The following is a 20,497-nucleotide window of genomic DNA, read 5'->3' on the forward strand; positions in this document are numbered from 1 at the left end:
GAAAGGCGGACGCCGGTGAGCGAGTCGTCACAAGAGCCCCACGCCCTGGTTGAACAGCGCGGACACACCCTGATCGTCACGCTCAACCGGCCGGAGTCCCGCAACGCCTTGAGCGGCGAAATGCTGGCGATCATGGTCGAGGCCTGGGACCGGGTGGACAACGACGACGAGATCCGCTCGTGCATTCTGACCGGCGCCGGCGGCTACTTCTGCGCGGGTATGGACCTCAAGGCGGCCAACAAGAAGGCGCCCGGCGACTCCTTCAAGGACGGCAGCTACGACCCGTCGCGCATCGACGGCCTGCTCAAGGGCCGGCGGCTGACCAAACCGCTGATCGCCGCGGTAGAGGGCCCGGCGATCGCCGGGGGCACCGAGATCCTGCAGGGCACCGACATCCGCATCGCCGGCCAGAGCGCCAAGTTCGGCATCTCCGAGGCCAAGTGGAGCCTGTATCCGATGGGCGGCTCCGCGGTGCGGCTGGTCCGCCAGATTCCCTACACGATGGCGTGCGATCTGCTGTTCACCGGCCGGCACATCACCTCCGCCGAGGCGTTGGAGATGGGCTTGATCGGCCACGTGGTGCCGGACGGGGAGGCGCTGACCAAGGCGCTGGAGATCGCTGAGCAGATCAACAACAACGGTCCGCTGGCGGTGCAGGCGATGCTGCGCACCATTCACGAGACCGAGGGCATGCACGAGAACGACGCCTTCAAGCTCGACACCCAGATCGGGATCAAGGTGTTCTTGAGCGAGGACGCCAAGGAAGGGCCCCGCGCCTTCGCCGAGAAGCGCAAGCCGGAGTTCAAGAACCGCTGATGCAGATCGCGGTCACCGGCGGCACCGGCTACCTCGGCGCCCACACCGTCAAGACGCTGCTCGAAGCCGGGCATTCGGTGCGTCTGCTGGTCGCGCCGGGCTGCGGTTCCGAGCCCGTCATTCCGCGGTTGCGCGAGCTGGGCACGCTGGAGGTGCTCGACGGCGACATCCGCGACGCCGACGTCGTCGGGCGGCTGTTGGACGGCTGCGACTCGGTGCTGCACGCCGCCGGGGTGGTCGGCACCAATGACCGCCTGGAAAAGCTGATGTGGGACATCAACGCCCACGCCACCGAGGCGATCCTGACCCGCGCGGTGGCCGCCGGTCTGGATCCCGTGGTGTCGGTCAGCAGCTACAGCGCGCTGTTTCCGCCGCCCAACGGTGTCATCGGACCCGACTCGCCCACCGTGCCCGGGCGCAGCGCCTACGCCCGCACCAAGGCCTACGGCGAGCGGGTGGCCCGCCGGCTGCAAGACGAGGGTGCACCGGTGGTGGTCACCTACCCGTCCAGCGTGGTCGGGCCCGCGTACTGGACGGCGCCCGGTGTCACCGAGCGGGGCTGGGCGCCGATCGTGCGCTACCGGGTGGCGCCGGTGGTGCGCGGCGGGATGGCGATGGTCGACGTCCGCGACGTCGGTCTGGTGCACGAGGCGCTGATGCGGCCGGGCCGCGGCCCGCACCGCTACCTGTGCGGCGGGATCATGGTCGGCTTCGACGAGATGATCGCCGCGGTGGAGGTCGGTTTGGGCGCGTCGGTGCGTCGAATCCGAGTGTCGCCCAGTGTTTTCAAGGGGATCGGGCGGGTCAGCGATGCCGCGAGTCGGTTGCTGCCGCTGCCCGAGTCGCTGAGCTACGAGGCGGCCTGGCTGCTGACTTCGGCCACCCCGACCGACGATTCGGCGACCTTGGCCGACCTCGGCTTGCGGTGGCGTTCGCCGATCGAGGCGATCGTGGATTCTTTGCGGGTCGGACTTCGGGCCCCGGAATCGATCTGATTACCGGCTGACCTGCCGCCCCTTAGAGTGATTCGCGTGGAGGGTAGGGCGTTTGGTCGTTATCGGCTGGTGGACGTGGTCGGGCGTGGCGGCATGGGCGAGGTCTGGCGCGCCTACGACACCGCGACCGAACGCACCGTGGCCATCAAAGTCCTCCCGCCCCACCTGGTCAATGACAACGAATTCCGCACACGCTTCCAACGCGAGGCCAGATCAGCAGCCTCCCTATCCGAACCCCACGTCGTACCGATCTACGACTTCGGCGAAATCGACGGCCACATGTACGTCACCATGCAACTCGTCGACGGCCACAACCTCCAAGACCTCCTAGCGCACGGCCCACTCGAGCCCATCCGCGCCGTCAGCATCATCGAGCAAATCGCCGCCGCCCTGCACGCCGCCCACCGCACCGGCCTAGTCCACCGCGACGTCAAACCCTCCAACATCCTCATCACCGACGACGACTTCGCCTACCTCATCGACTTCGGCATCGCCCATGCCGCCGGACAAACCGGCCTCACCGGCACCGGAACCACCATCGGCACCATGGAATACATGGCACCGGAACGCTTCAACACCGGAACCGCCGACGCCCGAACCGACATCTACGCCCTGACCTGCGTCCTCTACCAAACACTCACCAGCCGGCCCCCGTTCCCCGCAACCAGCATCGAACAACTCATCAGCGCCCAACTGTTCACCCCACCACCAAACCCCACCGACACCAACCCCCACCTACCCCCAACCCTCAACCACGTCATCCAAACCGGCATGTCGAAAGACCCCGCCCACCGCTACCAGTCCACCCGCGAACTCGCCCACGCTGCACGCACCGCACTGAACGCACCCACGCACTACCCCCCGGCCGCACCAACCCTCATGGCCTACCCCACCACCGACGAAACGTATGCCCCACAGGGCCAGACAGAAAAACCAAAACTCAACCGCCGCACACTCATCACACTCATCACGGCAAGCTGCGTGATCGCCGTCGTCGGAGTCATTGGCATCGTCATGTCACTACGAACACCGACGGGAGCGCACCCCGCCTCCAAGAACCGATCGATCACCAATCCGACTAGTTCTCCGATCAAACACGCGACGCTGGACGGCGCCCTCCTCAGCGCTGCGGAGCTACAACAGACTTTGGATTCGTCCAACGTAACGCTGAACGGTGCCATCGCCAGCAAGTTGGAGCACAGCGAAACCCAGCCCGTCGTGCCCGCGCAATGCCTGCAAGTTCATGCGGTGGCACAGGACGTCGTCTACGCGGGGAGCGGCTACACCGCAGTACGCGTAGCTCAGTTCATCGATCCGCAAAATCCCTTCATGGCTCCCACTGGGACCCAGGCGGTCGTGTCTTTCGCGACCGCCGAACAGGCTGATGCATTCTTCAAGAAATCAGCCGAAGATTGGAAGCGTTGTGGCCCCACGTTCACTGTCGAGGCCGGCGGCCCCCAGTCGCAAATCCAATACACGGTCCGCTCGGTGACACCCGGCAGCCGAATGCTCACCGCCAGCTTCACCGCCCAGGACTCACAATGGGGACACGCATTGACGGTGCGCGACAACGTCGTCAGCGACGTGGTGGTCTACCGGTTGATCGTGCAGGACTCCGCCGTCGACACTGAAGCCGCTGCGGTGACGGTGGCGCAGAAGATCCTCAACAAGGCCCATTAACCAGCCGGTTGCTACACCGGCGCAAAAATCTGTGTAGAAGTCAGCCCAACACCCTCGCGGTCGGCGTGAACACCACCGGCATGGACTCCGGGCCGGACACGAAGTTCGCCGGGCGCAGCGGCACCTCGGCTCCCTCGGCCAGGCGCAGATCCGGCAGCCGCTGCAGCACCCGCTCGGTCATCAGCGAAAGCTCCAGCCGGGCCAGCTGGTTACCCATACAGAAGTGGGTGCCGAAACCGAACGCGAGATGGCTGTTGGGGTTTCGCTGGATGTCGAACCGGTCCGGCTCGTCGAACACCGCCTCGTCGAAGTTCGCCGATTCGAACAGCAGCATGATCTTCTCGCCCTGGTGGAGCGTGGTGCCGTAAAACTCGGTGTCGGCGGTCAGCGTGCGGCACATGTTCTTGACCGGCGTGGTCCAGCGCAGCATCTCCTCGATGGCCCCGGGCAGCAGGCTAGCGTCGGCGCGCAGCAGGTCCCACTGGTCGCGGTGGCGCAGCATTGCTTCGGTGCCGCCGGACAGGGTGTGCCGGGTGGTCTCGTCGCCGCCGATCAGAATCAGCAGGGTCTCGAAGATGATCTCGTCATCGGACATCACCGCGCCGTCCACCTCGGCGTTGACCAGGACTGAGAACAGGTCATCGGTGGGCTCAGCCCGCCGTTTGATGATGATGTCGCGGGTGAATTCGGTCCAGCCGGCGAACGCCTCCATGACGGCCTGGAACGTCGCCGATGCCGGATCCAGGTGCGAACTCTGCCCCGCCACCAAGTCGTCGGACCACTTCAACAGCTTCGAGCGATCTTCGGGCAGGACGCCAAGCATGTCGCCGATCACCGCCATCGGCAGCGGCGCTGCGATATCGCGGACGAAGTCGCACTCCCCCCGCTCGCAGACCGCGTCGATCAACCTGTCACAGAGTTCTCCGATGGACGGCAGCTGGGCGTGCACCCGCTTGCGGGTGAAGCCGGCGTTGACCAATTTGCGGCGCACCAGGTGTTCCGGGTCGTCCATGTCGATCATGTAGGGCATGCCCGGCTGGTCAGGCCGGATGCCGCCGGTGCTGGAGAACAGCTCGGGGTTGCGCTCGGCGTCGATCACCGCGGCGTAGCTGGCCGCGGCGGCCTGCCCGTTGCGGTCCCGGAACACCGGCTCGTGCGCGCGCATCCACTTGTAGGCGGCGCGCGCCCCGCCATCGGAGTAGAAGGTGCCGTCGGTCAGATCGACGTCGGGCTTGGTCGTCGGCTTCACATCGGCCATTACCTCGGTCATCAGCGTCCTCCGGATTACAGTGGGCGTCATGGCTCTTTCGCAGCACACCATCGCTGGCACTGTGCTTACCATGCCCGTCCGCATCCGTCAGGCGGATGTGCATAGCGCGATGTTCTCGGTTCCGGCGGACGCCGCACAGGCGATGATCGACTACAGCGGCCTGCAGGTCTTCCAGCACCGGCCGGGGCAGGCCGTGGTCAACCTGATGCTGGCCCGCTACATCGACGGCGATCTCGGTAAGTACCACGAATTCGGGACCGCGGTGATGACCAACCCGCCGGGCTCGTCTGCTAGCGGTTGGCGTGCGCTGGGTTCTGCCGGCGCGTTCATCCACCACCTGCCGGTGGACCAGGCGTTCACCCTAGAAGCCGGACGGACCATCTGGGGTTTTCCGAAGATCATGGCGGACTTCACCGTTCGCGACGGAAAGCAGCTGGGTTTCGACGTCGCCGCCGACGGCCAACACATCGCCACCATGGAATTCGGGCGCGGCCTGCCGGTGCCGAGTCTTTTCACCTCCCGGCCACGCACGCTGCGGGCCTACAGTCATCTCGACGGTGTCACTCGGGACATCCCCTGGGAGATGCGGATTTCCGGGGTGCGCGGGACGTTAGGCGGTACGACGCTGCGGCTCGGCAACCACCCGTACGCCCGTGAGCTGGCTGCGCTGGGCTTGCCGAAGCGGCCGATGATGTCGTCGACGGTCGGGCGGGTTGAGATGACGTTCGGGGATCCCGACGTGATCAACCGCTAGCGGAGTCTGTCGCCGGTGATCGGCGGTGGAGGCGGAGTTACGGCAACGTCGAAACCGGATCAGGAAGCCGAGTCGGCGGGTCCGGCGGGCGTGGGCCACCACGCACTGATCAACATCTGCGTGAACGGCCTAGCGTCCGGCAGGTCAGACACCGCACAATTCCTTCAACACACGTTCTTTGGCGTTGGAGTCATCAACCGCTTCTTGGAACTGTTCGGTGGTTGCCATTCCCTTAGTTCCTATGGCGGCCGTTGTTTGATACGTCGACGCAAGAGCGCGTGCTGCGTCGCGAGTTTTTGGGTCTAGGGCCGGGTTTGCGGCCGCGGTTTCCAGAATCAACGCTCCATTAATCATCGAGATACGTGCCAATGCTATATCGCCGTTGGGGTCCGTCTCTATACTCAACGCACGCGCCGCAGTCTTGTAACGATCACACAAGTTCGTCTTCGCCTCAGCTTTCTCTGCAGCCGTGTAGGTAGGACTTGACCCCGATCCAGACCGGGTGAGCGCCACGATCAACGCCGCTGCAGCTAGGACTACGGCCACGCCGGCCAGCGTCACTGTCAGCCAGTTGCGGGATCGGACTGGTGCGGGCGGTGCGGGCCAGGGCTGTGTCATGGTCACTTCACGGATGGTAACTCCGAGTGCCGATTCTTCGCTTACATCATCGTTTCCCAAATGCGGCCACAGGTCCAAACAATGGGCCGTCGTACTGCGACTGCCCTGGCCGCCCGCAGTCGAGGAGACCGGCGACAAACGCACTCGTAGACGATCGCAAACTGAATTGACGCCGAAGGGCCGCCCTGTCAGGGTTGATAATGTCCGATCTGAGAGGGGTTCGGGATGTTCGTCGATCCGGCGATGCCGCGGTCAGGGGCGGTGGATGCGCGCGACGCCAGCGAACACGCCCATGCCGGGGCGGCCCGGCTGAACCAAACCGCCGTGGCATCAAACATTTTCGGAGGGCTCGGCGCCGCAGACGTCTTCCGCAACGCGATCTCCGCAGCGCACACCGAGCACATCACCACCCTCACCGACCACCGCCGGACCCTGGCCGAAGTCGGCGACAAGGCCCACCATGCCGCGCGCGAGTTCACCGGTATGGATCAGCACAACGCGGCCCAGCTTCGTGCGGTGCGGTGCAACTCCAGCACATAAACCTGGCGCTGTTGATCGAAGCCGCCGGCGGTGACCCGTGGCAGGTCAACAACACCGTGCAAAGCGGTAATCCGGCCGCCGTCGACGAGTTGGCGCAGGCCTTTCACGACGCCGGGTCATGTACCGCCGAATCCAGTGCCGCGTTTGCCCAAGCCCGCCAACGATTCCAGGCCGCCTGGAACCGCGAGAACGGCGAACACCCCATCAACGACTCGGCCGAAGTGCAGCGCGCCACCAGCAGCTTGCATCTGCAACAAACCCAACTCACCGCGATCGGCACCGATCTGGAATCCATCGCCGCTGCGCTCGCCGCGGCCCAGAAGTCCGCGGCCGCGAAGATCCACGCCCTCGAGATCCAGCTTCAAGACATCGACAACCGCATCGGGATGTACCAGCAGGCTGACCTGGACACCTCCGAGCTGGAACAGATAGCGATCGATGACACCGCCGGCATCCTGCATCAGATCGAAAAGCTCCGCGACGACTACGCCGGGATACTTCAAGCTTCGACGACCAAGCTGCTGTCCCATGGCTATGACGCAGAACCGCTGCGCGGGCCCCTGGACCCCGCGCCGACCGCTCCGGCCGACCAGTCCGCATTCGAGGAGTTCTTGCGCGCCAACGACCAAGCGGTACTCGATGCGATGGCCCGGGTGCGGGCCGCCCAAAAGGAACTCGATGACGCCGCTGCCAAGGCATATGCCCATGGCGCCGGCAGCGATGATGCTCAAGAGTCGACGAAGCGGCTGCCGGCATTGAAGAAGAACATTGCCGACGCCCTCGATGACCTGGGCAAGATCCCCGACTACTCGAGCATTGATCCCGCCTCCGTACACCTGGGTCCCGACGGCGCCGTGTCGTTCGCCTACACCCTCGAGGGCCAGAAGATGGTGGTGACGGGCACTCTCAAAAACGGCACCGGCGAGATCTACGACCAGGGCGCCGCCAGCGGTAGTAGCGCCTACTTCACCTACCAAGACGGCAAGCTGGTCGCCTCCCGGTTCCTCGACCCCGGCCGGGTCACCCCTGACGACGCGCTGCTGCAGAACGTCATCTTCACCGCGGTGGGTGCCGGACCCGCTGTCACCGCCGGCAAGGCCGGCGTCGAAGCCGGCTGGCAGGGCATGCGGTCGTTATTCGCCCGCGAAGCCCTGGAAGCCGGCGGCGGCACTGCCGCCGGCCTGAGCGCCGACAATGTGCTGCCACGGGCGATCACCCAAGCCGAAATCCGCGCTCAGGCCGCCGCCGACGATCTCGCGATTCACCATCCGGGAGTACACAGCCCGGTTACCACCAGTGGCGACCACATCCCACCGGCAATCACCCACGACCATGTCCCGCACAGCGGCCCACACGCGCCGGCCCCGGCAGCCGAAGTCCATCCGCTACCCGCGGAGTCACCGCTATTTGACGGCTACCACCCAATCGAACCCGGACCGCAATTCACCGACTCGGCCGGGCACCTGATCTACCCCAACGACAGCCTGGTCAGCAAGCCATACGCGATACCCGGCACCGTCGTCCCGGACGCGGACTTAGCCGCCGGAACCGAACTCGGACGCTTCGGCTCTGAATACGGCGGTTACATGGCTCCGGAAGGGACCCCCTTCGCGCAGTTGTCGCTGCCGCCGGAAAGCGCGACAAGGCCGTATCTTCGGTATGTCGTCGACGATCCCGCAGCGCTGCCACCCGGTTGGCACATCGAGCAGTCACAAACGGCGCCATGGTTCCACCAACCCGGTGGCGGTACACAATTCCGAATAATTAATGAATTCGGAGATACCGGAAGTGTTGAGGAACTGATCCGTTCCGGATTTCTGAGGAGGCAACAATAATGACAGACATGTCGCGCCTAACCCAGCATTGGCTGCGTTGGGCACCAATGTTTAGCGGCGGCAACGTGTCGGTTTCGACGACTTGTGACGACTGCCAAATCGCCTTCAGGTCCGATGATTATTCGGTCCATCTGCGCCCAGAGTCTTCTTGGTGGATAGCGGACACAGTAGATGATCGTGGCCGGCGAACGAACGGCGCGGCCAAGTTTTCGAATTTCGATCTAGCGGAGAAGTACCTGATTTGGGACTGGGGAACAACAGCGCGTCCGAGCCTTGCATCCGGGCCATTGGGAACAGACCTCTATCGACTGGGTTACGCTCCCGGCATCAAGGTCACGCGGGTCGACCGCGGCTATGAAATCTGTTCAAACGGCGACCGGGTCATATCGTCCGCGGTGAATGCGACGATTTTCAGTCATCTAATAACGAAATCGGCAGAGGAAATTGAACAGATGGTAAGTGAGGGCGCCAATTAACGCGGTCTCCCCTGCTGCCAGTGCAGCGGCCTCGTTCGCACAGTACCGACACACCCCCTAAATCTTCGCGCCCCGCCCCTCCCAGTACGGGTCCCGCAATTTCCGCTTGTACAGCTTGCCGTTGGGGTCGCGCGGCATCTCGGCGATGTAGTCAATGGACTTGGGCAACTTGAACTTCGCCAGCCGCGCGCTCGCGTACTCCATCAGCTCGGCGGTCAGCGCGTCATCACCGACCACACCCTCGGCGGGCTGCACGACGGCCTTGATGGCCTCGCCCCAGTCCTCGTCGGGCACCCCGAACACCGCGACGTCGAGCACCTTGGGGTGCATGATCAGCTCGTTCTCGATCTCGGCCGGATAGACGTTGACCCCGCCGGAGATGATCATGTTCGTCTTGCGGTCCTGCAGGAACAGGTAGCCCTCTTCGTCGAGGTAGCCGACGTCGCCGACGGTGAACAGGTCACCGGCGCGATTCTCCTCGGTCTTCTTCTTGTCGTTGTGATAGGCGAAGCTGGATCCGCCCATCTGCATGTAAACGGTGCCGACCTCACCAGCCGGCAACTCGTTGCCGTCGTCGTCGAGCACCTTGACCACCGAATACGGCCAGGCCTTGCCGACCGAGCCGGGGTGGACCAGCCACTCCTCGCCGCTGATCTTGGTGCCGCCGCCCTCGGTGGCGGCGTAGTACTCGGTGATCACCGGGCCCCACCAGTCCAGCATCTGCCGCTTGACCTCAGGCGGGCACGGCGCCGCGCCGTGGATGACATTGCGCAGCGACGACACGTCGTAGCGGCCCCGCACCTCGGCCGGCAACGCCAGCAGCCGACGGAACTGGGTGGGCACCATGTGACTGTGGGTCACCTTGTGGTCAGCAATGAGGCGCAGCATCTCCTCGGGGTCCCACTTGTCCATCAGCACCACCTTGTGGCCCAGCTGAATGGAGATAGCCGAAAAGTTCAGCACCGCAGTGTGATAGAGCGGGGAGCCGCAGATGTGCACGTGGTTGTCGAACGGCGCCAGGTCATACAGCGCGAAGAAGCCCGCGGAGGCCACCGGCACCGCGTCGGGGTCGGCGCCGGTCAGCGGACGCTTGACACCCTTGGGCTTGCCGGTGGTGCCCGAGGTGTAGAGCATCGCCGCACCCATGGTGCGCACGTCGGGCCGGCCCTCTTCGGCCGCGCCCAGCGCCGACAGCGCGGTGAAGCCGTCGATGTCGCCCACGGCGAAGCGGCGGTCGGTGGCCAGGCCGGCCTCGTCGGCGGCGATCTTCGACGCTTCGGCGAACCGTTCGTGGGCGACAAGGGCTTTGGCGCCGCTGTCGGCGAGGATGTAGCCGATCTCCGGGCCGGTCAGGTGCCAGTTGATGGCGACGATGTACAGCCCGGTCTGCATGGCGGCGAAGTACACCGCGAGCGTGTCGACGATGTTGGGCAGCACCATCACCAGCACGTCGCCGGGCTCCAGGCCCAGCGCCTGCAGGCCGCGGCCGTAGCGGTCGGCGCGGGCGGCCAGCTCACCGTAGGTCAGCTCACCCCCCAGGACGTCGACCACCGCAGCGGCGTCGGGATTGTCACGGGCGATGTTCCACAGGCCGGCTTCGCTCATCCGGCCAATCTAGAACGTGTTCTAGTCCGCTTGCAAGGCGAGGTCCCGGATCGCCCGCAACATGAAGTTGGTGGCCACGACGTGCAACCGGGTGCCGATGACCAGGGCACGGTACGCGCGGCCATGGAGTCCGGGGAAGGCCGCATAGCTGCGGGCGCGCACCAGGGTGCCGCCCCCGGGCGCGTCGGCGAGTTCGAATACCAGCCGGTAGCGCGAGAACCGATGCCGCCCAACCAGAACGATTCGCTGCTGTTCGGTGCTCTCGGCGACCGCGAAGCCAGCGCGGGGTTGCGGGCCGAGCAGAACCACCAGCGGATTGCGTTCGGTGCTGCGGAGCAGGGACGTCGTGTACCGCTGCAGCGCGGCCCATACCGGCCTTCGTGGGGCATCGACCTCCACCGTGTGCGTGTCGATAAACGGCAGTTCGTCGTCCATGTTGCGTCCTCCCGCGGTCAAGTCGGGTAGTCAACCCCTCACTGCGGTAGACGATCCAGCGCCGTCGGTTGTGACAGCACACCGTTTCAGTGGCCAACTAACGGCTGCTCGGCTGAGCCGCGCCGACCTCAGATCAGCGACGCCAGCTGCTGAACCTGCGCGGTGTCACGCGCGGTGACCACCATCATCGTCACGCCGGCGGCCTCCCACACCTTGATCTGCTTACGCACGTAGTCGATGTCACCGACGATCACGGCGTCGTCGACCAGTTCGTCGGGAATGATCTTGGCCGCCTCGTCTTTACGGTCGCTGCGGAACAGCTTGGTCACGTCGTCGACGACATCGGAGTAGCCCATCCGGCGGTAGACCTCGGCGTGGAAGTTGGTGTCCTCCGACCCCATCCCGCCCATGTACAGCGCCAGGTACGGCTTGATCCCGGCGAACGCCGCGGCGCGGTCCTCGGTGATGACCACCTGGGCGGTCGCGCAGATCTCGAAGTCCTCGCGGGTACGCCGCGCGCCGGGACGGGCGAAGCCCTCATCGAGCCACTCGTTGTACATGCCGGCCAGCCGCGGCGCGTAGAAGATCGGCAGCCAGCCGTCGGCGATCTCGGCGGCCAGCGCGATGTTCTTCGGGCCTTCGGCACCCAGCATCACCGGGATGTCGGCGCGCCGCGGGTGAGTGATCGGCTTCAACGCCTTGCCCAGCCCGGTGGTGCCCTCCCCGGAAAGCGGCAGCGGGTAGTGCGGGCCGGCGCTGGTCACCGGGGCCTCGCGGGCCCACACCTGACGCAAGATGTCGATGTATTCGCGGGTGCGGGCCAGCGGTTTTCCGAAGCGCTGGCCGTACCAACCCTCCACCACCTGCGGGCCCGAGACGCCGAGCCCGAGGATGTGTCGGCCGCCGGAGAGGTGATCCAGCGTCAACGCAGCCATCGCACACGCGGTCGGGGTGCGCGCCGACAGCTGCACCACCGAGGTGCCCAGCCGCACGCGGGAAGTCGACGAACCCCACCACGCCAACGGCGTGTAGGCGTCCGAGCCCCAGGCCTCGGCGGTGAAGACGGCGTCGAAGCCGGCTTCCTCGGCGGCGCCGACGAGTTCGGCGTGGTAGGCCGGCGGCTGTGCGCCCCAATAGCCCAGCTGCAGTCCCAGCTTCATCCTTGGCTCCTTGCTCGCATGCTTGCCACCATTGTTAGAACCTGTTCTACTCGATGCCGTGACTGCCAGCCAACGCCACCGCGCGCAGATCGATGAGCACGAGCCGCCCCTTTCCGCGCCGCTGAAGTTGTCCTTCGACTACACACGTTCAGTCGGCCCCACCCTCGGCGCATTCTTCACCGCTCTGCGTGAGCGCCGCGTCGTCGGCGTCCGAGGTTCCGACGGTCGGGTGTACGTGCCGCCTGCCGAGTACGACCCGGTCAGCTACGAACAGCTCACGGAGATCGTACCGGTGTCCAGTGTCGGCACCGTGGTGTCGTGGACCTGGCAGCCGACCCCGCTGGAGGGCCAGCCGCTGGACACCCCGTTCGCCTGGGCGCTGATCAAGCTCGACGGCGCCGACGTGCCGTTGCTGCATGCGGTCGCGGCGGAGAGTCCCAAAGCGATCGGCACCGGCACCCGGGTGCGCGTGCACTGGGCCGACGAGACCGTCGGAGCGATCACCGACATCGCCTACTTCGAGATCGGTGAGGACGCAGAGCCCGAAGCCGACACCCCCGATGGGCGTGATCCGGTGACCATGGTGGTGATCCCGTCCAGTCTGGAGATCCAGCACACCGCCTCGCTACCGGAGAGCGCGTACCTGCGCGCCCTGCAGGAGGGCAAGCTGCTCGGGGCGCGCACCGGCACCGAGGGCAAGCTGTATTTCCCGCCCAAAGAAGCAGATCCGGCCACCGGCCTGCCGTTGGACAACTTCGTCGAGCTGCCCGATAAGGGCACAGTGACGACGTTCGCCATCATCAACATCCCGTTCGCCGGGCAACGCATCAAGCCGCCGTACGTGGCGGCCTATGTGCTACTCGACGGTGCCGACATCCCGTTCCTGCACTTGGTTTCCGACATCGACGCCCACGAGGTGCGGATGGGGATGCGGGTCGAGGCGGTGTGGAAGCCCCGCGAGGAGTGGGGCCTGGGCATCGACAACATCGAATACTTCCGGCCTACCGGCGAGCCGGACGCCGACTACGACACCTACAAGCACCACCTGTGAGGGGCAGCATGACGCAACGCGATGTCGCGGTGGTGGGGTTCGCCCACGCCCCGCACGTTCGCCGCACCGACGGCACGACCAACGGCGTCGAGATGTTGATGCCGTGTTTCGCTCAGCTCTACGCCGAGCTGGGTATCGCCCAGACCGACATCGGCTTCTGGTGCTCCGGTTCATCGGATTACCTTGCCGGACGGGCCTTCTCGTTCATCTCGGCGATCGACTCGATCGGCGCGGTTCCGCCGATCAACGAGTCGCATGTGGAGATGGACGGCGCCTGGGCGCTGTATGAGGCCTACATCAAGGTGTTGACCGGCGAGGTCGACACCGCGCTGGCCTACGGGTTCGGCAAGTCCTCGGCCGGGCAGCTGCGCCGGATTCTCGCCTTGCAGACCGACCCCTACACCGTCGCTCCGCTGTGGCCCGACTCGGTCTCGATCGCCGGGCTGCAAGCCCGCCTCGGTCTCGACGGTGGCCAGTGGACCGCCGAGCAGATGGCCCGGGTGGCGCTGGATTCGTTCGTCGTCGCCGACCGGGTGGACTCGGTCGAGTCATCCACCAGCCTCGATGAACTGTTGGATCGCCCGTTCTTCGCCGAACCCCTGCGCCGGCACGACATCGCGCCGATCACAGACGGCGCCGCGGCGATCGTGCTGGCCTCCGGCGACAAGGCCCGTGAGCTGTGCGAGAACCCGGCCTGGATCACCGGTTTCGAGCACCGGATCGAGTCGCCGGTGCTGGGCAGCCGGGATCTGACCCGTTCGCCGTCGACCACTGTCTCGGCGCGCGCGGCCAGCGGCGACGACATGCCCTCGGTGGACGTCGCCGAGATCCATGCCCCGTTCACCCACCAGCACTTGATCCTGACCGAGGCGATGCGACTGCCGTCGAGGGCCAAAGTGAACCCGTCCGGCGGTGCCCTGGCGGCCAATCCGATGTTCGTCGCCGGTTTGGAGCGCATCGGCTTTGCCGCGCAGCACATCTTCAATGGTTCGGCCGGCCGGGTACTGGCCCACGCCACCAGCGGGCCTGCGCTGCAACAGAATCTGGTCGCGGTGATGGAAGGACGCAACTGATGCGCGCCACGACGATGCAGTGGGGGTGCCCCCAGCCGCGCAGCGGCGAGGGGGACGGAGCTTGCGGAGCGATGAGGAGGAGTGGGGCCAATGGGTAGCGCACTCGCTGCGGTGCTGGGCACCGGGCAGACCAAGTACGTCGCCAAGCGCCAGGACGTGTCGATGAACGGCCTGGTACGCGAAGCCATCGACCGCGCCCTGGCCGACTCGGGCTCGACGTTCGACGACATCGACGCGGTAGTGGTCGGCAAGGCGCCGGACTTCTTCGAAGGCGTCATGATGCCCGAGCTGTTCATGGCCGACGCCGTGGGCGCCACCGGCAAGCCGCTGATCCGGGTGCACACCGCCGGTTCGGTGGGCGGGTCGACCGCGATCGTGGCGGCCAGCCTGGTCAAGTCCGGCAAGTACCGGCGAGTGCTGGCGATGGCTTGGGAGAAGCAGTCGGAGTCCAACGCCATGTGGGCGCTGAGCATCCCGGTGCCGTTCACCAAGCCGGTCGGCGCAGGCGCCGGCGGTTACTTCGCCCCGCATGTGCGCGCCTACATCCGCCGTTCCGGCGCGCCGACCGACATCGGTGCCATAGTCGCGGTCAAGGACCGGCTCAACGGCGCCCGTAATCCGCTCGCTCACCTGCACCAGCCCGACATCACCGTGGAGAAGGTGATGGCGTCCCAGATGCTGTGGGACCCCATCCGTTTCGACGAGACCTGCCCGTCGTCGGACGGTGCCTGCGCGATCGTGATCGGCGACGAGTCCGCCGCACAAGCCCGAGTCGACGCGGGCCAGCCGGTGGCCTGGATTCACGCCACCGCGCTGCGCACCGAACCGCTGGCCTACTCCGGCCGCGATCAGGTCAATCCGCAGGCGGGCCGCGACGCTGCGGCCGCGTTGTGGAAGGAAGCCGGGATCACCAGCCCGATCGACGAGATCGACGCCGCGGAGATCTACGTTCCGTTCTCCTGGTTCGAGCCGATGTGGCTGGAGAACCTGGGATTTGCGGCACCCGGCGAGGGCTGGAAGCTCACCCAGGCCGGCGAGACCGCGATCGGCGGGAGGCTGCCGGTGAACGCCTCCGGCGGGGTGCTGTCCTCCAACCCGATCGGCGCGTCGGGAATGATCCGCTTCGCCGAGTCGGCGATCCAGGTGATGGGCAAGGCCGGTGACCACCAGGTCCCGAACGCCCGAAAGGCCTTGGGGCACGCCTACGGCGGCGGTTCGCAGTACTACTCGATGTGGGTCGTCAGCGCCGACAAGCCCGACGGTTAGCGAGGCTCGACGAAGGAGAGCCGAAGCTGGACCGTCGCATCAAGCCCGACGGTTAGCGAGGCTCGACGAAGGAGAGCCGAAGCTGGACCGTCGCATCAAGCCCGACGGTTAGCGAGGCTCGACGAAGGAGAGCCGAAGCTGGACCGTCGCATCGAGCCCGCCAAGTGAGAGGACTACCCGCATGAACGCAGATCACCCCGCCCACGTAGCAGGTAAGCGCTCCCGTGACGCGGTAATCGCCCGCGATAAGGAAGCGTGGCTGGCCAACTTCGCCGACGACGCGATCGTGCAAGACCCGATCGGGCCGTCGCACTTCGACCCTGAGGGCAAGGGCCACCGGGGCCGGGACGAGATCTCGGCGTTCTGGGACAAGGCGATCGCCAGCACCGACAAGATCGAGTTCAACTTCTCCGACACCTTCCAGTGCGGCGATGAGGAAGCCAACACCGGAAACATCACGATCACCATGGGCGGCCACCAGATCGTCACCGAGGGTGTGTTCACCTACCGGGCCAACGAAAAGGGTGAGCTCGTCGCGCTGCGCGCCTACTGGGAGTTGGACCGCGCCGCCAAGTCCGCACGCAAAATCTAGGCGCTGGAGCCGGTCACTCCTGCGTGACCGGCTCAAGCCCGTCGCGGTAGCGCTGCGCGAGGTCCTGGTAGTACTTCGGGTTCACGTTGATCCACATCTCGGCGCCGGTTCCGGCAACTGGACCTTTGACGACGGCGGGCGCACCGGCGACCAAAACCCCGTCGGGGATCGTGGTACCGGCGAGCACGGTGGCACCGGCCGCGATCAGGCTGCGGCTGCCGATGACCGCACCGTCGAGCACGGTGGCGTGGTTGCCGATCAGCGCCTCGGCACCCACGTGCGCGCCGTGGATCAGGCACATGTGCGCCACCGTCGCGCCGGGTCCGATGTCCACCGGTACCCCCGGCGGCACGTGCAGCACCGAACCGTCCTGCACGTTGGCGCCTTCGCGCACCACGATGGGGGCATCGTCGCCGCGCAGCACGGCACCGAACCACACCGAGGCGCCGGCCTCAATGGTGACGTCGCCGATCAGCGTGGCGGTCGGGGCGACGAAAGCGGTGGGGTCGATCCGCGGGGAACGTCCGTTGAAGGAGAAGAGCTGCATTGTCCAGATATATCCCAGGGCCGAAAGACCCCGAACCAGCAGGCTTTATTGCGCAACCGGGTGGAAAAACTGTAACGTGTTCTAGTTAGAAGCAACGGGTTGGAGGCAACAGGTGAGCACTGACAACGCCGACGTCGGCGTCCGCGAGATCGACACGGGGACACTGCCGGACCGCTACGCCCGGGGCTGGCACTGCCTGGGGCCGGTGAAGGAGTTCCAGGACGGCAAGCCGCATGCGATCCACGCGTTCGGCGCCAAGCTGGTGGTGTTCGGTGACTCGCACGGTGACCTGCACGTACTCGATGCCTACTGCCGGCACATGGGCGGCGACCTGAGCCGCGGCACCATCAAGGGCGACGAGGTCGCCTGCCCGTTCCACGACTGGCGCTGGGGCGGCGACGGCCGCTGCAAGCTGGTCCCCTACTCCAAGCGGACCCCGCGGGTGGCACGCACCCGCTCGTTCCCGACCGATGTGCGCGGCGGCCTGCTGTTCATGTGGCACGACCCGGAGGGCAACCCGCCGCCGGACGAGGTGCGCATCCCGGAGATCCCGGAGTGGGGCAGCGACGACTGGACCGACTGGCGCTGGAATTCGATGGTGATCGACTCCAACTGCCGCGACATCATCGACAACGTCACCGACTTCGCGCACTTCTTCTACATCCACTACGGCCTGCCCACCTCGTTCAAGAACGTCTTCGAGGGCCACATCGCCTCCCAGTACCTGCACAACATCGGGCGACCCGACGTCCCGGGTCTGGGCACCAGCTACGGCGGCGCAGAACTGGACTCGGAGGCCTCCTACTTCGGACCGTCGTTCATGATCAACTGGCTGCACAACAGCTACAGCGGCTTCAAGTCCGAGTCGATCCTGATCAACTGCCACTACCCGATCAGCCAGGACCAGTTCCGGTTGATGTGGGGCGTCATCGTGCAGAAGCCCAAGGGCCTGGACGAGGCGACCACCGAGAAGCTCGCCGACGTGATGACCGACGGTGTCAGCAAGGGCTTCCTGCAGGACGTCGAGATCTGGACCCACAAGAGCCGGATCGAGAACCCGCTGCTGGTCGAGGAGGACGGTGCGGTCTACCAGCTGCGCCGCTGGTACTCGCAGTTCTACGTCGACGTCGCCGACGTCACCCCGGAGATGACCGATCGCTTCGAGATCGAGATCGACGCGACGGTGGCCAACGAGAAGTGGAACGCCGAGGTCGAAGCGAACCTGCGCGAGCAGGCCGACGCCGACGCCGAATCGGTGAAGGCCGAGTAACACCGCCATGGCCCAGGAGGTGCCGGACGTCCCCGAGGTTGAAGCTCTGGCTCGGTCCATGCTGGTGCTGTACGGCCCGCACGACGACCACGACGAGCACGGCGATGAGCCGACCGCCGATTCCGGACCCGACACCCGCTACGCGCGGCAACCGCTGTTCCCGGTCGACCCGGCACGCTACGAGGCGATACGTGCTGCGACCGAACGGGATTCGGAGCGCTACCTGCACTCGGGCTTGGTGCCGGTGGAGTGCCGGCACTGTCGGGCCACGGTCGAGGTGAAAAAGCTCGGTCCCGGGTATACCTCGGTGCAGTGGAATTCGGCTTCGCTGAACCAGTGCGCGTATTTCGCGGCCGAACGCGATGCCGGCCATGACAGCAGCCGTAATCGCGGCTGTCCGAACCTGGCCAAGAGCATTCGGCACGCGGTCGCCGAAGGGCATCTGGAGGAAAGGTCCAGTGCTCCACCGCCCGGCGACGCCATCGACTAAGCGCACCGTCCCTACCCCGCGAACAGACGCGAAAGCCCCCAAATCGAGCAGGATTTGGGGGCTTTCGCGTCTGCTCGACGAGAAATCTACAGCCCGGCGAAGCGCTCCTGCACCTGCTCGGTGGTCAGGCCGTAATCCTCCAGCGCGTAATGGTGTTTGGGCGCGCGCGGCCCGGTCTTGCTCGCGGCGTAGTCATCCGCCATGGCCTGTCGTGCCTCCTCCGACAACGGAAGGCCGAAGCGCTCGTAGATGCCCGCCGCGGCGGCCACCGGATCGGCGACGAACTCGTGATAGTCAAGATCGCAGAACTGCGCCGGATCGTATTTGGCGCGTTGGGAATTGAACAGCTCCAGTCCACGGGCCCAAGTCTCCATCTCGTCCGCGCCGATCTGCGCGCCGACGAAGGTGTTGGACTGGCCTTCGGTGGTGTGCTGAGCCAACGAGCACATGGACGCCAGGATGGTCGCAGGCGGCCGGTGGCACTGCACGATGAGCGCATCCGGGTAGACCGCCATGATCGCGTCGAGTGCGAACAGGTGGCTGGGGTTCTTGAGCACCCAGCGCTTGCCCGGGTCGTTGAGCCCGATCAGCTGCAGGTTACGGCGATGCCGCCGGTACGACGGCGTCCAGTCCCGCTCGGACAGCCACCGCGAGTAGCTCGGCAGGTGTGCCAGCGTCTCGTAAGACACCGAGTGCAGCGACTGGCGCAGCAACTGCCAGCACTCCTCCAGACCGTCGGCGGTCATGAAGTGCAGCCCGGTGTAGTCCGGGTTCTCCTCGTGGTGCCGGGCGAACTGGGCCTGCATCTGCTGGTACACCGGGTTGGAGTCCCAGGTGTCGCGGGGCGGGCGAGGCTGTGGGAACTCGGCCAGCCACATCTGAAGGCCCTGGTGCGCAGGGTCGGCACCCAGCAGCCGGTGCAGCGCGGTGGTGCCGGTCCGGGGCAACCCGGTGACAAATATCGGCCGCTCGACGGCGACGTCGGCGTATTCGGGATGCTGGTTCCAGCCGGCTTGCGAGAGCAGCCGGGCCACCAGCGCGCCGCGCAGGAAGAACCGGTTCATCTTGCTGCCCAGCTCCGTCAGGTCGGCCTCACTGCGGTAGGAGTCCAGCAGAACGCCGAGTGCTTCGCGGTAGTCGTCGTCGTCCGGACCGAAGTCATCAAGGCCGACCATCTTGGTGGCCGAGGCGTGCAGATCCTCGACGGTGCCGACATCGATACGGCCGCTGTGCTCGGTCATCAGTTGTGGTACTCCCCGCAGTTGACGTCGATAACCTGGCCGCTGATGCCGCTGGCCAGATCGCTGGCCAGGAAAAGCACCGCTGAGGCCACCTCGTCCTCGGTGGGCAGGCGTTTGAGATCGGAGTTCGCCGCGGTGGCGGCGTAGATCTGCTCGACGGTGGTGCCGTACTTGCCGGCCTGGTGGGCGAAGTAGCCCTGCAAAGTGTCACCCCAGATGTATCCGGGCGCAACCGAGTTGACCCGGATACCCTGCTCACCCAGTTCGGATGCCAACGACTGCGACATAGCCAGCAGCGCGGCCTTGGCCATCTTGTAGGCGCCGTACTTGGGCTGCGAGTGCCGGATCACCATCGAGTTCAGGTTGACGATCGAGCCGTTGGCCGCGGCCAGAGCCGGCGTGAAGCCCTGGGTAAGGCGCAGCGCGCCGAGCCCACTGAGCTCGATGGCGTCGCGGATGTGCTGAAACGTGGTCTGTGCCAAAGGCTTCATCGACGGCACCCGGAAGGCGTTGTTGATCAAGACGTCGATGTGGTCGAACTCAGCCGAGGCTGCCTGCACCAGGTTCGCCACCTGGTCGTCCTCGGTGATGTCGGCCGGGACCACCAGGGCGCGACGCCCGGCGGCCCTGACCTGCTTGGCCACCTCTTCCAGGCGATCGGCGCTGCGCGCGACCAGCACCAGGTCGGCACCCTCGGCCGCGAACCGATTGGCCATCGTGCTGCCGAGCCCCGGCCCGACCCCGCTGATCACCACGACTTTGCCGTTGAGCATTCCGGTCATC

General features: G+C 65.9%; 21 protein-coding genes. 13 read left to right on the forward strand and 8 right to left on the reverse strand.

Annotated features, from left to right (window positions below; all coding sequences use genetic code 11):
* The first annotated feature begins 15 nt into the window (after positions 1-15).
* The 3 genes from AC5Y31_RS07475 to AC5Y31_RS07485 are packed head-to-tail and all read left to right on the forward strand — an operon-like array spanning position 16 to position 3,491.
* Positions 16-816 (forward strand): crotonase/enoyl-CoA hydratase family protein, encoded by an 801-nt coding sequence (locus AC5Y31_RS07475; RefSeq protein ID WP_499979341.1) that lies wholly within the window; start codon positions 16-18, stop codon positions 814-816.
* Positions 816-1,811, forward strand: a complete 996-nt coding sequence (locus AC5Y31_RS07480; RefSeq protein ID WP_499979342.1) for an NAD-dependent epimerase/dehydratase family protein — start codon at positions 816-818, stop codon at positions 1,809-1,811. The genes AC5Y31_RS07475 and AC5Y31_RS07480 overlap by 1 nt, the downstream gene beginning before the upstream one ends.
* A gap of 36 nt (positions 1,812-1,847) precedes the next feature.
* Positions 1,848-3,491: a serine/threonine-protein kinase PknH/PknJ gene (locus AC5Y31_RS07485; RefSeq protein WP_499979344.1), complete on the forward strand. Its 1,644-nt coding sequence runs from the start codon at positions 1,848-1,850 to the stop codon at positions 3,489-3,491.
* 40 nt (positions 3,492-3,531) lie between these two features.
* On the opposite strand, the gene AC5Y31_RS07490 is transcribed toward AC5Y31_RS07485, so the two are convergent.
* On the reverse strand, positions 3,532-4,749 hold the full coding sequence (locus AC5Y31_RS07490; protein WP_499979722.1) for a cytochrome P450: 1,218 nt from the start codon (positions 4,747-4,749) through the stop codon (positions 3,532-3,534).
* A gap of 40 nt (positions 4,750-4,789) precedes the next feature.
* Here AC5Y31_RS07490 and AC5Y31_RS07495 point away from each other — a divergent pair, with 40 nt between their 5' ends.
* Positions 4,790-5,515 carry an acetoacetate decarboxylase family protein gene (locus tag AC5Y31_RS07495; protein WP_499979345.1) on the forward strand — a complete coding sequence of 242 codons (726 nt, stop codon included), beginning with the start codon at positions 4,790-4,792 and terminating at the stop codon, positions 5,513-5,515.
* Between the two features lie 144 nt (positions 5,516-5,659).
* Here the strand turns inward: AC5Y31_RS07495 and AC5Y31_RS07500 are convergent, their stop codons facing one another.
* Positions 5,660-6,133, reverse strand: a complete 474-nt coding sequence (locus AC5Y31_RS07500) for a hypothetical protein (RefSeq protein WP_499979723.1) — start codon at positions 6,131-6,133, stop codon at positions 5,660-5,662.
* Positions 6,134-6,358: 225 nt separating this feature from the next.
* Between AC5Y31_RS07500 and AC5Y31_RS07505 the strand changes: the two genes are divergently transcribed.
* The 3 genes from AC5Y31_RS07505 to AC5Y31_RS07515 are packed head-to-tail and all read left to right on the forward strand — an operon-like array spanning position 6,359 to position 8,984.
* On the forward strand, positions 6,359-6,673 hold the full coding sequence (locus AC5Y31_RS07505; protein ID WP_499979347.1) for a DUF2563 family protein: 315 nt from the start codon (positions 6,359-6,361) through the stop codon (positions 6,671-6,673).
* On the forward strand, positions 6,655-8,508 hold the full coding sequence (locus tag AC5Y31_RS07510; protein ID WP_499979349.1) for a TNT domain-containing protein: 1,854 nt from the start codon (positions 6,655-6,657) through the stop codon (positions 8,506-8,508). Before AC5Y31_RS07505 ends, AC5Y31_RS07510 begins: the two co-directional genes overlap by 19 nt.
* On the forward strand, positions 8,508-8,984 hold the full coding sequence (locus AC5Y31_RS07515) for an Imm61 family immunity protein (RefSeq protein WP_499979351.1): 477 nt from the start codon (positions 8,508-8,510) through the stop codon (positions 8,982-8,984). The genes AC5Y31_RS07510 and AC5Y31_RS07515 overlap by 1 nt, the downstream gene beginning before the upstream one ends.
* A 57-nt stretch (positions 8,985-9,041) precedes the next feature.
* On the opposite strand, the gene AC5Y31_RS07520 is transcribed toward AC5Y31_RS07515, so the two are convergent.
* The 3 genes from AC5Y31_RS07520 to AC5Y31_RS07530 all read right to left on the reverse strand — a co-directional run bounded on the left by AC5Y31_RS07520 (position 9,042) and on the right by AC5Y31_RS07530 (position 12,184).
* The gene (locus tag AC5Y31_RS07520; protein ID WP_499979353.1) at positions 9,042-10,589 is read right to left on the reverse strand and encodes an acyl-CoA synthetase; all 1,548 of its coding nucleotides are present in this window, start codon (positions 10,587-10,589) and stop codon (positions 9,042-9,044) included.
* 21 nt (positions 10,590-10,610) lie between these two features.
* Entirely contained in the window at positions 10,611-11,024 is a 414-nt protein-coding gene (locus AC5Y31_RS07525; RefSeq protein ID WP_499979355.1) for a hypothetical protein, read from the reverse strand.
* Positions 11,025-11,152: 128 nt separating this feature from the next.
* Positions 11,153-12,184 (reverse strand): LLM class F420-dependent oxidoreductase, encoded by a 1,032-nt coding sequence (locus AC5Y31_RS07530; protein ID WP_499979359.1) that lies wholly within the window; start codon positions 12,182-12,184, stop codon positions 11,153-11,155.
* Positions 12,185-12,242: 58 nt separating this feature from the next.
* Here AC5Y31_RS07530 and AC5Y31_RS07535 point away from each other — a divergent pair, with 58 nt between their 5' ends.
* From AC5Y31_RS07535 to AC5Y31_RS07550, 4 genes are all read left to right on the forward strand, one after another.
* On the forward strand, positions 12,243-13,235 hold the full coding sequence (locus AC5Y31_RS07535; protein ID WP_499979362.1) for a Zn-ribbon domain-containing OB-fold protein: 993 nt from the start codon (positions 12,243-12,245) through the stop codon (positions 13,233-13,235).
* An 8-nt stretch (positions 13,236-13,243) separates the two neighbouring features.
* On the forward strand, positions 13,244-14,308 hold the full coding sequence (locus AC5Y31_RS07540; protein WP_499979364.1) for a thiolase family protein: 1,065 nt from the start codon (positions 13,244-13,246) through the stop codon (positions 14,306-14,308).
* 90 nt (positions 14,309-14,398) lie between these two features.
* Positions 14,399-15,574 carry a thiolase family protein gene (locus AC5Y31_RS07545; RefSeq protein WP_499979367.1) on the forward strand — a complete coding sequence of 392 codons (1,176 nt, stop codon included), beginning with the start codon at positions 14,399-14,401 and terminating at the stop codon, positions 15,572-15,574.
* Positions 15,575-15,755: 181 nt separating this feature from the next.
* Positions 15,756-16,166, forward strand: a complete 411-nt coding sequence (locus tag AC5Y31_RS07550) for a nuclear transport factor 2 family protein (RefSeq protein ID WP_065024243.1) — start codon at positions 15,756-15,758, stop codon at positions 16,164-16,166.
* 13 nt (positions 16,167-16,179) lie between these two features.
* Here AC5Y31_RS07550 and AC5Y31_RS07555 read toward each other — a convergent pair whose 3' ends face one another.
* Positions 16,180-16,713, reverse strand: a complete 534-nt coding sequence (locus tag AC5Y31_RS07555) for a gamma carbonic anhydrase family protein (protein WP_065024242.1) — start codon at positions 16,711-16,713, stop codon at positions 16,180-16,182.
* 112 nt (positions 16,714-16,825) lie between these two features.
* Here AC5Y31_RS07555 and AC5Y31_RS07560 point away from each other — a divergent pair, with 112 nt between their 5' ends.
* Together AC5Y31_RS07560 and AC5Y31_RS07565 are read left to right on the forward strand one after the other, a co-directional pair.
* Positions 16,826-17,983, forward strand: a complete 1,158-nt coding sequence (locus AC5Y31_RS07560; protein ID WP_301633268.1) for a 3-ketosteroid-9-alpha-monooxygenase, oxygenase component — start codon at positions 16,826-16,828, stop codon at positions 17,981-17,983.
* Positions 17,984-17,990: 7 nt separating this feature from the next.
* Positions 17,991-18,473: a hypothetical protein gene (locus AC5Y31_RS07565; protein ID WP_065024240.1), complete on the forward strand. Its 483-nt coding sequence runs from the start codon at positions 17,991-17,993 to the stop codon at positions 18,471-18,473.
* Positions 18,474-18,559: 86 nt separating this feature from the next.
* Here the strand turns inward: AC5Y31_RS07565 and AC5Y31_RS07570 are convergent, their stop codons facing one another.
* Together AC5Y31_RS07570 and AC5Y31_RS07575 are read right to left on the reverse strand one after the other, a co-directional pair.
* The gene (locus AC5Y31_RS07570) at positions 18,560-19,714 is read right to left on the reverse strand and encodes a sulfotransferase family protein (protein WP_499979377.1); all 1,155 of its coding nucleotides are present in this window, start codon (positions 19,712-19,714) and stop codon (positions 18,560-18,562) included.
* Complete coding sequence (locus AC5Y31_RS07575) at positions 19,714-20,496, reverse strand: SDR family oxidoreductase (RefSeq protein WP_499979726.1); 783 nt, start codon at positions 20,494-20,496, stop codon at positions 19,714-19,716. The genes AC5Y31_RS07570 and AC5Y31_RS07575 overlap by 1 nt, the downstream gene beginning before the upstream one ends.
* Between the last annotated feature and the right edge of the window lies 1 nt (position 20,497).

It is taken from the genome of Mycobacterium sp. NGS18, from assembly GCF_059813185.1.